Origin of the sequence: Peterkaempfera griseoplana (genome assembly GCF_001418575.1) — a bacterium.
Classification (GTDB): Bacteria; Actinomycetota; Actinomycetes; order Streptomycetales; family Streptomycetaceae; genus Peterkaempfera; species Peterkaempfera griseoplana.
In genome coordinates, this window is the sequence record NZ_LIQR01000357.1 from 1 (window position 1) to 13,395 (window position 13,395).

Consider the following 13,395-nt stretch of genomic DNA (forward strand, 5'->3'; position numbering starts at 1 on the left):
CCGCACCCCCGCCGTCGGAGGCGCCTCACGGCCCCAGGCCCCCTGGGGTCGCCGCCGCGCCTCGCGTCCTCCGCGGCCGGGGGCGCCCGGCCGGCGCGTACATCTCCGGGATGACGCGGCCGCCCGAACACCCACCGGGGATGGATGCCCGGCCCGGTCCTCCCCCGTAGCGTTCGGAACAGGGGGAGTTGACGGCAGCTCAGGGGACGGGCTTGTGGACTGACCGTCACACGCAGGAAGTCCGGCGACCAGGTCGTACGGAATGCGCCCTCGTGCCCGGCCGCCGACCCGGCCGAGCCGGGTCGACATGACGACATGACGTGATGCCATGACAGGAGCGCCAGACGCGTGAGCATTCTCAAGCCTCCCCCTGCGCCGCAGATCCCGGTGACGTCACCCGTACTCGCGCAACCCCCGCAGCGGGGACGGCGCATCCGCCCGTACCAGCCGGTGTGGATCGCGGCCGCGGCCGCGCTGTTGATGGAACTGCTCTGGGCCCGGTTCATGGCCGTCGTCGGCGGAGACCTCTCCGCGGGCTGGGCCTGGGCGGACTTCGCGGCCGCGCATCCGGGGTCGGCGTACGACCTCGCCTGGTACGGAGGCATACACCCCGCCTCCTACAGCGTGCTGTCCCCCCTGGTGATGGCCCTCCTCGGAGTGCGGACCACCGCGGTGGTCTCCGGAACCGTGTCGGCGGCCCTGCTGGCGGTGCTCGCGGTGCGCTCCGGGATCCGCTATCCGCTGCCGGTGGCCCTGTGGGGGGCCTTCTCACTCTCCTGCAACCTGGCCGCCGGCCGGGTGACCTTCGCCCTCGGTGTGATGTTCGGCCTGGCCGCGGTCGTGGTGGCCAGGCCGGACCGCACTCCCGGCCTGCGCCGGGCCGCGGGGGTGGCCGCCCTCTCGCTGCTCGCCACGCTGGCGAGTCCGGTGGCGGGACTGTTCGTCGAGGTGGTGGCGGCGGCACTGCTGCTCACCCGCAGGTACCGCACTGGGTGCGCGCTGGCCGTACCCCCGCCGCTGGTGGTGCTGGGCAGCAGTCTGCTCTTCCCCTTCCGGGGGGTCGATCCCATCTCGCTGCCCACCGTGCTGGTCTCCGGCGGCTGCGCCGTGGGCGTGGCGCTGCTCGTCCCGCACCGGTGGACCAGGGTCCGCGCCGGTGCGCTGGTGTACACCCTCGGCACCGTCCTCACCTGGGTGTTCGCCACCCCCATCGGCAGCAATGTGCAGCGCCTCGCGCTGCTCTTCGGCGGTGTCGTCCTGCTGGCCGCGCTGTGCGCCGGCGCCGTCCGGGTCGGCCGGCGGCCGCTGCTGCTGCTCACCGCCTTCGCGGCCACGGTGCTCTGGACGGTCAACGGCAACCTGGTCGGCATACCCGGCTCCACTCCGTCCCGGGTGGGCACTCCGCTGGTCGCCGAGTTGCAGCGGCTCCATGCGGACCGGGCACGGGTCGAGGCGGTCCCGATGCTCACCCACTGGGAGTCATGGCGGCTGGCCTCCACGGTGGAGCTGGCCCGCGGCTGGAACCGCCAGCTGGACGTGCAGCGCAACCCCCTCTTCTACGACGGCTCCCTCACCCCCGAGCGCTACCACGCCTGGCTGCAGCGCTGGGCCGTGCGCTATGTGGTGCTGCCCGCGACCGCCACCGACTCCGCGGGGGAGGCGGAGGCGGCCCTGATCCGCCACGGCGTGCCCTGGCTGCGGGAGGTCTGGCACGACCGCGCCTGGCGGCTCTACGAGGTCGCCGACGCCCAGCCGCTGGCCTCCCAGCCCGCGACGGTCCGCAGCGCCGGCGCCGCGGAAGTGGTGCTCACCGTCCCCGTGGCGGGCCAGGTCACCGTACGCATCCCCTGGTCCCCCTGGCTCACCGCGAACGGCCCCCGGGGCGCCTGCCTCAGCCGCGACGGCGACTGGACCCGGCTCACCGCCCCGGCCCCGGGGGTCTACCGCATCGGCACGGGCTACCGCTGGCCCAGGGGCACGCCCTGCTGATCGCCGAGCTCCGGGCTCGTGCGGCCGCGCGCCCTCTGCCGACCGCCCCGCCCCCGGCTCGTGCGGCCGCGCGCCACCCCCGTTGACCTGCTACGTTTTCGGAATCCGGGGTGTAGGAGGAGGCCGACCTCAGGGAGGGCCGCAGGCGATGCCCGCACCGAAGCCGGACCGGCCGGTCACGGCGGCCCTCGACCTGCTGGGCCGCCGCTGGAGCCTGCGCATCCTCTGGGAGCTGCGACAGGGCCCGCTGGGTTTCCGGCTGCTGCAGCAGCGCTGCGACGACATGTCCCCCAGCGTGCTACGGCAGCGGCTGACCGAACTGCACGACGCCCTGCTGGTGGAGCGGCGGCCGGGCGGCAGCTATCTGCTCACGCCCCTGGGGCAGGAGGCCGACCGTGCGCTGCGCCCGCTGATGAAGTGGTCCCGCAGATGGGCGGCCGAGCTCCAGCGGGTGCCGCCGCTGCCCGCCGAGGACCATGTCTGCCGTGACTGCGCGATGGACTACCGGGCGACGGCGCCCGCCGCCGCGGTGGAGGCGGTACGCCGGTGTCCCGCCCGCTACCGGGCGGTGCTCACCGGGCCGGCCGCCGCGGCCGTGCGACAGCGGCCGGCCCCCGGCACCTGGTCGATCCTGGAGTACACCTGCCACACCCGCGACGTCCTCGCGGTCCACCACGAACGGCTCAGCCGGACCCTCACCGAGGAGGGGCCGGTCCTGGAGCCGATGCGCAACGACCGGCGGGCGGCCGAGGAGGAGTACAACGGTCAGGACCCCGAGGTGGTGCTCGCCGGGCTGGCGTACCGGGCGGAGCGCTTCGCGGCCCTGGCCGCGACCGTGCGGCCGGACCAGTGGTACCGCACCGCCACCCGGCTGCCGGGCGAGCGGCGCACGGTGCTGTGGATCATCCGTCAGGCGGCCCACGAGGGACGCCACCACCTGCTGGACATCCGCCGGATCGCCGCCCGCCTCACCGCCGCGCCGCGGTAGCGGGGGCGGGCCGGGGTCAGCCCGTCCGCCGGGCGTGGTCGACCAGTCGGGACTGCAGGTCGGAGTAGGGCGCCGCGGCCGGCGGGGTGCGGCCGTCGCGGACGGCGAGGGCCGCCTCGACGGCGGCGTGAGCGGCCGCCCGGTAGGGTAGTGAGCCGGTGCTCACCCGGCGCACCCCGAGGTCGCCCAGCTGCTGCGGCGTCAGACCCGGCACCGGCAGGACATTGAGCGGCACCGGGATCGCGGCGGCCAGCCGGCGCAGTACGGAGGGGTCCTGGGCGAGGGGGACGAAGACGCCGTCCGCACCCGCCTCGACATAGGCGGCGGCGCGCTCCAGGGTCGCCGCCACGGTGGCGTCCTGGCCCAGCCAGTAGGTGTCGACGCGGGCGTTGACGAACAGCTCCGGGCTGCGGCGCTTGACGGCCGCGATCTTCGCTGCGTGCACCCGGGGCGGGACGAGCCTCCCGTCGGTGCTGTCCTCGATGTTGACACCGGCGACCTCCAGCGCGGCGGCGTACTCGGCGACCGCCTCCGGCTCGTCGGCGCAGCCGTCCTCGATGTCGATGCTCACATGGACTGGCAGCGGTGCCAGCAGGCGGGCCAGGGCCAGATTGGCGTCCCGGCTGGAGCGGGCGCCGTCGGGACGGCCGAGCACGGACGACACCCCGAAGCTGGTGGTGCCGACCGCGGGGAACCCGGCGTCGGCGAAGGCGAGGGCGGAGGGCACGTCCCAGGCGTTGGGGAGGATCAGCGGCGTCCCGCCGTGGTGGAGTGCGTGGAAGGACATGGGTGCTCCGGGTCTCGGGCTCGGCCCGCTCCACCGGGTCGGCGGCGCCGGGGGCCGCTCGGCGTCCGCCGTCCGCGGTGCGGGGACCAGGAGCGGGGCTGCGGCCGTCCGTGGGCCGCCTGCCCGGCGCAGGGTCCGGGACAGCAGCATGCCATCCCGCTGACATGCCGAGCGGCCCCGGCGACCCCGGCCGGCGGTGCCGTGGGACGGCTCCGGGCCGCGCCCCCAGGGCGCGGCCCGGAATGAGGCACCGTCAGTTCAGCCCGTGCGGCGGGCGTGTCACCAGGGGGAGGGCGCCGGGGGCGCGGTGACCGGCGGCCGGTCGTCGCAGGTGAGGGTGTTCGGCAGTTCCCAGGGTGCGAGCCAGGGCCCGGTGGTGCCCCCGCCGTCGTTGCCCCCGAGGTCGGTGAGGGAGAACTCCGAACCGGCGGGGGTGAAGTGGAAGGAACCGCAGTTGTTGACACCGACCGCGCCGACATTGCGGGCGTCCACGTTCTCGAACGTCGCCGAACCCGCCGCGCGGGCGCTGACCACCGAGGTGCCGGTGCCGTCGACCCGGATGTCCCTGAAGTGGACGTTGTCGATCGAGTACAGGTCCTTCACCGGGAAGTCGGCGACCAGCATCACCGCGTTGTAGGTGTTGTCCAGGAAGTCGTCCCCGGTTACCTCGATGTCCGCGTCGATGGTCTTCTCCAGGGCGTAGAACCAGATGGCCCCCAGGCCGATGTTCCAGTTGAGCTCGTAGGTGCCGGCCCGCACGGTGGTGTTGCCGGTGATCCACAGGTGTCCGGTGAACGCCTCGGCGCCGAAACGGGAGCCGACCTGGATGCCGCTGCCCTCGCGGATGGGGTCGGCGACCAGGTTGGCGGAGACGGTGTTGTCGGTGCCGCCGTAGACGGCGATGCCGTTGGCGAGCACCGGGGTCTGCACGGTGTTGTGGTCGAAGGTGTCGCGGGCGTCCTCGGTCTTCTCGGACCACATCGCGAGGCCGTCGTCGCCGGTGTTGCGGATCACGTTGTCCGACACCACCGAGTCGGTGACCCCGGTGTGGAAGTTGATGCCGTCGGCGATCTGGTCGGCGATGACGTTGTGCGTGATCCGCAGATTGCTCATCGGGCCGTCGAACCACATGCCGACCTTGGTGTGGTGGATGTAGAGGCCGTCGACGGTGGAGTCGCTCATCGCTCCGCCGATGCCGTTCACCTGGTCGGTGTCGATGCGGTCGCGGACGTCGCCCTCGATCGCGAAGCCGGAGAGGTGGACGTCGTGGCTGCCGCCCACCGACGCGTCCTTGCCGTAGAAGCCGACACCCGTGTGCACCGAGCCTCCCCCGGCCTCCGGCCGGGGGGACCCCCACGGCGCAGGGGTGGCGAGGTCCATCTGCCGGCCCTTGATGATCGTGTACCAGCTGCCGGCGCCCTCGACGGTGACGTCGTCGACGACGATGTGGCGGTTCACCTGGTAGGTGCCCGGCGGCAGATAGACCCTGAGGCGGGCGCGGACCGCGAAGGCGATCGCCCGGTCGATGGCGCCGGCGGAGTCCCGGCGGCCGGTCGGGTCGGCGCCGAACGCCAGCACGTTCACCGCCAGGGGGTCGATCCGCGGCGCGCCGACCAGTTGTGAGTCCAGCAGGTCGACGACGGTGGTGGCGGCGCTGCTCCCGGCGGGGACGGCCAGCCGCACCCGGTCGCCCGCGTGGTAGGTGCGCCCGAGCAGCAGCCGCTGCTCGTCGTAGAAGTGGTTGGGGCGGAACGGGGTCGGGATCACCGGGGCCGGTGTGGTGGCGCCGGGCACACAGGAGCACTCGGTGATCCACCAGTCGGGGTGCAGCACCCCGGCGCCGGGGTCGTTGGAGAACGGATAGAGGTTGTACAGCCAGGCGTACTGCGAGGTGAGACGCATGGTGGTGCGGTGCCCGCCGTTGACCGAGACGTCGAGCGGCGCGGTGGTGCCGCCGCCGCCCGGCGCGTCCGGGATGCTGTACCGCACGGTGATCGCGTCGGCGGCGCTGGGCAGGGTGAACTCGACGTACTGGCCGGGCTGCAGTGCGACCGCGCTGCGGCCGGAGGCCTCGGCGGGCAGGGTGTAGGCGGTGCGGTCGGGTCCGATGACGGTGCCGTCGGTGCGGGCGTTCTCGGCTTCCTGCTCGGCGATGCCGACCCGGGCGCCGCGCCCGGCGACCAGCGACGGGTCGAGGGCGGTGCGGGTCACCGCGGGGGCGGCGGCCCGGTTCGCGCCCGTACCGGCGAACGCCGCGCCGGCGGGCACGGTGCTCAGGCCGACGGCGGCTGCGGTGGCTGCCGCGACCAGGACGGCGACCCTGCGCACGGGGCCGCGGGGCCGTCCCGTCGGGTCTCCTGTGGTGCTCCGTGACATGGAGGGCTCGATTCTCTCGGCAGGGCGAACCGGCAGGCCGGGCGTGACGGGTGAGCCGACCCTAGGGCTGTCGCCCTTCTCCTCACAAGGCCTCTGCGGAGGATTTCCATGTCTGTGCCAGTGATCTGCGCGCCCATCTCACTTTCTTGCGTGCATCTGCAATCGGTTGCAACGAGTGGTGTGCGGACAGAGAACCGCCCCGGCCAGCGGTACGCCGGCCGGGGCGGAACGGACGCGGACCCGGGCGGTCCGCAGGTGAACGGGTCAGCCGAGAGCCGCGACGGCCTCGTTGAAGGTGGCCGACGGACGCATCACCGCGGCCGCCTTGGCCGGGTCGGGCTGGTAGTAGCCGCCGATGTCCGCGGGCGAGCCCTGGACCGCGATCAGCTCCTCCACGATGGTCTTCTCCTGCTCCGCCAGCGTCGCCGCGATGCCCGCGAAGGCCTGGCCGAGCTCCGCGTCGGCGGTCTGCCGGGCCAGCTCCTGGGCCCAGTACAGCGACAGGTAGAAGTGGCTGCCGCGGTTGTCGATGCCGCCCAGCCGGCGGCTCGGCGACTTGTCCTCGTTGAGGAAGGTGGCGGTCGCCCGGTCCAGGGTGTCGGCCAGCACCTGGGCGCGGGCGTTGCCGGTGGTCTGGGCCAGGTGCTCGAAGCTCACCGCGAGCGCCAGGAACTCACCCAGGCTGTCCCAGCGCAGGTAGTTCTCCTTGACCAGCTGCTGGACGTGCTTGGGGGCGGAGCCGCCGGCGCCGGTCTCGAACAGGCCGCCGCCGTTCATCAGCGGGACCACGGAGAGCATCTTGGCGCTGGTGCCCAGCTCCAGGATCGGGAACAGGTCGGTGAGGTAGTCGCGGAGGACGTTGCCGGTGACCGAGATGGTGTCCTCGCCGCGGCGGATCCGCTCCAGGGAGAAGGCGGTCGCCTCGACCGGGGACTTGATCTCGATCTGCAGGCCCTCGGTGTCGTGCTCGGGGAGGTACTGCCGGACCTTGGCGATCAGGTTGGCATCGTGCGCGCGGTCCTCGTCCAGCCAGAACACCGCCGGGTTGCCGGTGGCGCGGGCGCGGGAGACGGCGAGCTTGACCCAGTCCTTGATCGGGGCGTCCTTGGTCTGGCACATACGGAAGATGTCGCCCGCGCCGACCGTCTGCTCCAGCACCGTGGCGCCGGTGCCGTCGACCACCCGGACGGTGCCGGTGGTGGGGATCTCGAAGGTCTTGTCGTGGCTGCCGTACTCCTCGGCCTTCTGCGCCATCAGGCCGACGTTGGGCACCGAGCCCATCGTCGCGGGGTCGAAGGCGCCGTTCGCCCGGCAGTCGTCGATGACGACCTGGTAGACACCGGCGTAGCTGCTGTCCGGCAGGACCGCGAGGGTGTCGGCCTCCTGGCCGTCCGGACCCCACATGTGGCCGGAGGTGCGGATCATGGCCGGCATGGAGGCGTCGACGATGACGTCGCTGGGCACGTGCAGGTTGGTGATGCCCCGGTCGGAGTCGACCATGGCCAGCGCCGGGCCGTCGGCCAGCTCGGCCTCGAAGGACGCCTTGATCGCCGCGCCCTCGGGCAGCGACTCCAGGCCCTTGAGGATGCCGCCGAGACCGTCGTTGGGGGTCAGGCCGGCCGCGGCCAGCGCCTCACCGTGCTCGGCGAAGGTCTTGGGGAAGAAGGCCCGCACCACATGGCCGAAGATGATCGGGTCGGAGACCTTCATCATGGTGGCCTTCAGGTGCACCGAGAACAGCACGCCCTCGGCCTTGGCCCGGGCGACCTGGGCGGCGAGGAACTCGCGGAGCGGCGCCACGCGCATCACCGAGGCGTCCACCACCTCACCCGCGAGCACCGGCACCGACTCGCGCAGCACCGTGGTGGTGCCGTCGTCGCCGGCCAGCTCGATACGGAGGGTGCCCGACTCGGCGATCACGGCGGACTTCTCGGTGGAGCGGAAGTCGTCGGCGTCCATGGTGGCGACATTGGTCCGGGAGTCGGAGCTCCAGGCGCCCATGCGGTGGGGGTGCGCCTTGGCGTAGTTTTTCACCGAGGCGGGGGCGCGGCGGTCGGAGTTGCCCTCGCGCAGGACCGGGTTGACGGCGCTGCCCTTGACCCTGTCGTAGCGCGCGCGGACGTCACGGTCCTGGTCGGACTTGGGGTCGTCCGGGTAGTCCGGCAGCGCGTAGCCCTGCTGCTGCAGCTCGGCGATGGCCGCCTTCAGCTGGGGGATCGAGGCCGAGATGTTGGGCAGCTTGATGATGTTCGCCCCGGGGGTCTTGGCGAGCTCGCCCAGCTCGGCAAGGGCGTCATCGATCCGCTGGCCCTCCTCCAGGTACTCCGGGAAGCCGGCGATGATCCGTCCCGCGAGGGAGATGTCGCGGCTCTCCACACTGACCCCGGCCTTCGAGGCATACGCCTTGACCACGGGCAGGAACGAATACGTCGCCAGGGCCGGGGCCTCGTCAGTGTGCGTATAGATGATGGTCGAGTCAGTCACCGGGTGCTCCGCTCCACGTCTGCAACATTGCTCGACATCAAGATATCCCGTGGGCGGACTTCTCTCGACAGGGACCTGCCCGTGCGCCCGGACGGTGGGCGGCAGGCGCCCGGCCGGAGCAGGGCCGCCGCCGGGCGTCCGTACGACGGCCCGGCGGAGGCCCTGTCCGGGGACCGGCGGACACCCGGGTACGCCCCCGCGGAGGGCCGCGCCGTGCGGGGGACGGTTCAGCGCCGGGCGGGCATCCCGGCCCCCTCGTCGAGGATCCGGTCGAGCACCGCGGCGACACCGTCCTCGTCGTGGTGCGGGGCGATCTCGTCGGCGACGGCCTTGAGCTCGGGGTGGCCGTTGCTCATCGCCACGGCGTAGCCCGCCCAGGAGAGCATCGCCAGGTCGTTCGGCATGTCGCCGAAGGCGATCACCTCCCGGCGGTCCAGGCCCAGGGACCGCGCCACCCGGGCCAGCCCGGTGGCCTTGTCGAAGCCGGTGGGCAGCAGGTCCACCATCCGGGGCCCGGCATGGGTGACGGTGACGCCGGGGACGCAGCACTGCTCGGCCGCGGCCACCAGGTCCGCGTCCGAGAGGGTGGGGTGGCGGAGCAGCACCTTGTCGACGGGGGCGTCCCACAGCAGCTCCGCCGAGGTCAGCCGGAAGGGCGCCAGCTCGCGCTCGTCGCCCTGGCTGAACCCCGGTGTGACCACGAACTCGCCGTGCAGCCCCGAGGTGACCACCGCGAGGTCCACCGGGCCGATCCGTGCGACGAGCCGGGTGACCACGGCACGGGCCGTGTCCCGGTCCAGGCCGACACTGGAGAGCAGCTCCCCGCGCCCCGCGTCGTAGACCTGGGCGCCCTGCCCGCACACCGCCAGGCCCCGGTAGCCGAGGGCCTCGAAGAACGGCGCGCAGCCGGAGGCCGGGCGGCCGGTGGCTATCACATGGACGACGCCCTGCCCGGCCAGCCGGCCGAGGGTGGCCACGGTGCGGGCCGAGACGGTGGCGTCGCTGCGCAGCAGCGTCCCGTCCAGATCGGTGGCCACCAGGCCGAGCCGGGACCGGGTGCCGTCGATGGGGGTGTGAGACATCCGCTGCTTCCTCTTCTCTGCCAGGTCAGCGGTCACCCTGCCAGATCGCGGTGCCCCGGGTGGGTGGGCGGTCTCCCCGAGCCGCCCCGGGTTCGTTAGCCTCGTCGTGCGGCAGTGTCCGGAACGCATGGGGGAGCAGCATGGGACTCGGGGACCTCTGGAACGACGCCAAGCACCTGGCCGGCGATGTGGTGCAGGTCGGCGAGGACGTCGTGATGGCACCGGCGGAGATCGCCCACTGGGCGCTGACCCGGATGTTCGGCGGCGGGGAGGGGGACCTGCACCGTATCGCCGCGGAGCTGTCGGAGATGAGCGGGGAGATGGAGGCGCTCGCCCGGGAGATCAGCGACACGCTGGGGAAGCTCACCTGGCACGGCCCGGCGTCGGACGCCTTCGTCGGCGTCGCGCAGGGCCGGGTGACGGAGATCAACGGGGTGGCCGACGACCTGTCGGGGCTGAGCCGGTCGGTCGACCGGCTGGCCGACGTCTACTGAGCCGGCGGCGCAGCGCGGTCGGTCGTACGAGAACACACGGGGGTGTGTGAGCGGTATGTCAAGTGATCAGTTCGGCGTCCAGATGCAGGAGCTCAACAACATCGAGGCGGACTGGCGGTCCGTCAGTTCCCGTCTGGAGGAGCTGAGCCGGCGGATCGGCCGGATCCATGCCACCCTGGCCAGGGCGACCGCGGTCGACCTGGCCTCCAGCACGGTCGCGGGGCTGCCCGGGTTCGCGGTGGCCTACCAGGTGCTCGACGACGTCCGGCAGATCGAGGCGGCGACCAAGCGCCTCCAGGCCGACAAGGACCGCCTCACCCAGGAGATGGCCCAGGACGCCGACAAGATCAAGGCGGTCCGCGAGGAGTACGAGGCGACCGAGAAGAAGATCGCCGAGGGGATGAAGAAGCCCCCGAAGCACACCCCGCCCACTCCCTCGCCCAAGAAGCCGACCGGGGGGACCCACCACCAGGGCGACGGCGGCCACCACGGCAACGGCACCCCGGACGGCACCCGGACCGATGCCGCCAGGATCCCGGTCTCCCAGGTCACCTATGGCGGCGCGGGGTCGTGGAAGGGCGGCAAGGAGGCCTGCGAGGACTACATCAACCAGGCGATGGACAAGCTGGGCATCACCGATCCGCAGGCGCGCGCCCGCTGGATGCAGGGCATGCTCACCATCGCCTCCCGGGAGTCCGCCTACAACTCGCCGCATTACCAGGTCAACAAGGGCGATGTGAACGCCGTCGGCGCCCCCATGTCGGACGGTGCGCCCGCGCGGTCCTCCCGGGGCGGCTGGCAGTGCATCCCGGGCACCTTCGCCGAGTACCACCAGCCCGGGACGTCGACCGACATCTACGACCCGGTCGCCAACTGCGCGGCGTCGATGAACTACATCATGTCGCGCTACCACGTCAGCCGTGACGGTTCCAACCTGGCGTCACAGGTCCAGCAGGCGGATCCGAACCGCAAGCCGCGCGGCTACTGACGGTCACTCAGGACGGGCGGCCCCCGAGCCGGGCCGCCCGTCCTGCACCCTGTAATCTCCCGGGCATCATCGATCTGAGGAACGGTCATCTTCGTGTCCCGCGCCACCACCGGTATCACGGTCGCCACCGCCCTGCTCGTCTCGCTCGGCTGTCTGACCGCATGCCGCACCGACTCGCCGTCGCCTGCGGCCTCCTCCTCCGCCGGGGCGGCCGCGCCGGTGAGCCCGGCCCAGGAGAGCCCCACGGCGCAGGCGTCCCCGGCGGACCCGGCGCCGCCCATGCAGTCCGCGTCGGCGAGCACCCGCCCGGCCCCCGCCGTCAGCGCCAGCGCGCCCGGCGGCAGGCGGACGGGGGCCGGGGGGCTGCCGGCCTCGGTGTGGATGGCCGCGGACGGCATCCCGATGGCCTCGCTCTACCACTGGGGCGCCCCGGCCGCCGCTGCGCAGGCGGTGCACAACCCGCGGTTCGAGTTCGAGCAGCTCTGCGCCTCCACCCGTGACCCCTCCAACGACCTGGCCGACTGGAAGGGGCCGTCGGCGCAGGCGCATCTGGCCGGGCCCACCCAGAACTACGCCGACTGGCAGGTCCAGCAGACGGTGATCCACTTCCCCGGGACGAGCAGTGTCGGGGCGCAGCTGGCCGCGGGCCTCTACCAGGGTCTGCAGGACGAGCTCAACGCCTGTGCGCAGACCGTCCGTGGGGCCAGGGTGCGGGTGACCTCCAACGGCGGCTCCGGCGGCGACGAGCACCTCGCGGCCGTGCTCACCGTCCCGGAGTCGGGCGGCGGCAGCTACACCCTGCACCAGTACCTGTCGCTCACCGGCCGGGCGGTGGTCGAGCTCGCCCTGTGGTCGGACCAGCCGGCCCACGCCTGGTCGGCACCCTCCGACGCGGTGGTTCTCGGGGCCCTGGAGTCCCCGGTCTGCCCCGCGCTCGGGGACTGCTGAGCGGGCCGCCGGCGGTGGTGCCGGCCCGGCGGGCAGGGGGAGCCGTCAGGTCGCGGTCCGGACGCGCCCTGTCCGTACTGCCCCGGTTCGACCTGTTCTCTTGGCATGATCAGGGGAGGCCGTTCCGTCCGGGCCGGAAGCCCGCAGACCAGCCTGGTAATCCGATCAACGGCCTGCTGGAGGGTCATCCATGAGCAACAACCCCGCGGCGAAGCGCACGGTCGCCCGGCCCCGCGCCGCGCGGTACCCCGGGGTGCGGGTCACCTCCGTGGCCCGCACCCTGCGGTGGGCGGCCGACCGCTGGCCGTTCGTGGAGGAGGAGGTGGCGGGCCTGCGCCCGCTGGTCCGTCCGGGGGCGGTCTGCCTGGACATCGGCGCCGAGTACGGCCTCTACACCTGGACCCTGTCCGCGCTCGCCGGGCCGCGCGGCGCGGTGCACAGCTTCGAGCCGCTGCCCGGACCGGCCCGCTGGCTCTCCACCACCGCGGCGCTGCTCGGCTGCGGCAATGTCACCGTGCACCGTACCGCCCTCGGGGAGCGGTCGCACCAGGGCACCATGAGCCTCCCGCGGCGCCGGCTGCTGCCGGTGCACGGGCGTGCGTACCTCACGGAGGGCGCCACCGGGCCCGGCCCCAACACCGAGTTCGCCGTCTCCCGGCCGGTGCCGACGCAGGTGCGGACGGTGGACGAGCTCTGCGACCGCCTGCGGCTGAGGAAGGTCGACTTCATCAAGGCGGACGTGGAGGGTGCGGAGGCCGCGGTGCTCGCGGGCGCCCGCAACACGCTGCTGCGCGACCGTCCGGCGCTGCTGCTGGAGATCGAGGACCGGCACCTGGAGAAGTACCGGACGAAGGCCGCCGAACTGGTCGACCGGCTGACCGGGCTGGACTACGCCATGTACCGCCGGCAGCGGGGCGGGTGGAGCCGGGTGGACGAGGTCACCGAGCAGTGCCGCAACTACCTGTTCAGCGTCGTGCCACCGCGGCGGGGTTGACGCGGGATGTCCCCGTGGCCGGGACCTTCCGGGGGTGCGGGGGCAGCCCGTACCGTGCCGGACGGCAGGTGCCCGCGGCGGAGCCTCCATCGACCGGCTCGATCACGGACCGACCACCTGATTTTCACATCTGATCCACGACTTTGGCTGCGGCTCGGACGTCCACGGGGATCGCCGGAGGTCGCCCGCGCCCCGCGGCGGCGCCCCGGCGCGGGGCGCGGAGCGGTGGTCACGGGCGGGCGGACCTGGGCGGGAGGTGCCGTGG

Annotated in this window: 10 protein-coding genes; 6 read left to right on the top strand and 4 right to left on the bottom strand. The window is 73.2% G+C overall.

Going from position 1 to position 13,395, the window contains the following annotated elements:
• The first annotated feature begins 348 nt into the window (after positions 1 to 348).
• Together AOK09_RS25245 and AOK09_RS41390 are read left to right on the top strand one after the other, a co-directional pair.
• Entirely contained in the window at positions 349 to 1,989 is a 1,641-nt protein-coding gene (locus tag AOK09_RS25245; RefSeq protein ID WP_245687472.1) for an MFS transporter, read from the top strand.
• Between the two features lie 148 nt (positions 1,990 to 2,137).
• Positions 2,138 to 2,977 carry a DinB family protein gene (locus AOK09_RS41390; protein WP_079063411.1) on the top strand — a complete coding sequence of 280 codons (840 nt, stop codon included), beginning with the start codon at positions 2,138 to 2,140 and terminating at the stop codon, positions 2,975 to 2,977.
• Between the two features lie 16 nt (positions 2,978 to 2,993).
• Here the strand turns inward: AOK09_RS41390 and AOK09_RS25260 are convergent, their stop codons facing one another.
• The 4 genes from AOK09_RS25260 to AOK09_RS25275 all read right to left on the bottom strand — a co-directional run bounded on the left by AOK09_RS25260 (position 2,994) and on the right by AOK09_RS25275 (position 9,706).
• Complete coding sequence (locus AOK09_RS25260) at positions 2,994 to 3,764, bottom strand: isocitrate lyase/PEP mutase family protein (protein WP_055589540.1); 771 nt, start codon at positions 3,762 to 3,764, stop codon at positions 2,994 to 2,996.
• Positions 3,765 to 4,043: 279 nt separating this feature from the next.
• Complete coding sequence (locus AOK09_RS25265) at positions 4,044 to 6,140, bottom strand: glycosyl hydrolase family 28-related protein (protein ID WP_079063412.1); 2,097 nt, start codon at positions 6,138 to 6,140, stop codon at positions 4,044 to 4,046.
• Between the two features lie 264 nt (positions 6,141 to 6,404).
• Entirely contained in the window at positions 6,405 to 8,624 is a 2,220-nt protein-coding gene (locus tag AOK09_RS25270; RefSeq protein ID WP_055589542.1) for an NADP-dependent isocitrate dehydrogenase, read from the bottom strand.
• Positions 8,625 to 8,851: 227 nt separating this feature from the next.
• Positions 8,852 to 9,706 (bottom strand): Cof-type HAD-IIB family hydrolase, encoded by an 855-nt coding sequence (locus AOK09_RS25275; protein WP_055589543.1) that lies wholly within the window; start codon positions 9,704 to 9,706, stop codon positions 8,852 to 8,854.
• Between the two features lie 140 nt (positions 9,707 to 9,846).
• On the opposite strand from AOK09_RS25275, the gene AOK09_RS25280 reads away from it, so the two are divergent.
• From AOK09_RS25280 to AOK09_RS25300, 4 genes are all read left to right on the top strand, one after another.
• Positions 9,847 to 10,200 carry a WXG100 family type VII secretion target gene (locus AOK09_RS25280; RefSeq protein WP_055589544.1) on the top strand — a complete coding sequence of 118 codons (354 nt, stop codon included), beginning with the start codon at positions 9,847 to 9,849 and terminating at the stop codon, positions 10,198 to 10,200.
• Between the two features lie 55 nt (positions 10,201 to 10,255).
• Positions 10,256 to 11,188 carry a hypothetical protein gene (locus tag AOK09_RS38190; RefSeq protein ID WP_055589545.1) on the top strand — a complete coding sequence of 311 codons (933 nt, stop codon included), beginning with the start codon at positions 10,256 to 10,258 and terminating at the stop codon, positions 11,186 to 11,188.
• A gap of 93 nt (positions 11,189 to 11,281) precedes the next feature.
• The gene (locus AOK09_RS25295) at positions 11,282 to 12,136 is read left to right on the top strand and encodes a hypothetical protein (RefSeq protein WP_157876030.1); all 855 of its coding nucleotides are present in this window, start codon (positions 11,282 to 11,284) and stop codon (positions 12,134 to 12,136) included.
• 190 nt (positions 12,137 to 12,326) lie between these two features.
• On the top strand, positions 12,327 to 13,130 hold the full coding sequence (locus AOK09_RS25300; protein ID WP_079063413.1) for an FkbM family methyltransferase: 804 nt from the start codon (positions 12,327 to 12,329) through the stop codon (positions 13,128 to 13,130).
• Positions 13,131 to 13,395 lie beyond the last annotated feature (265 nt).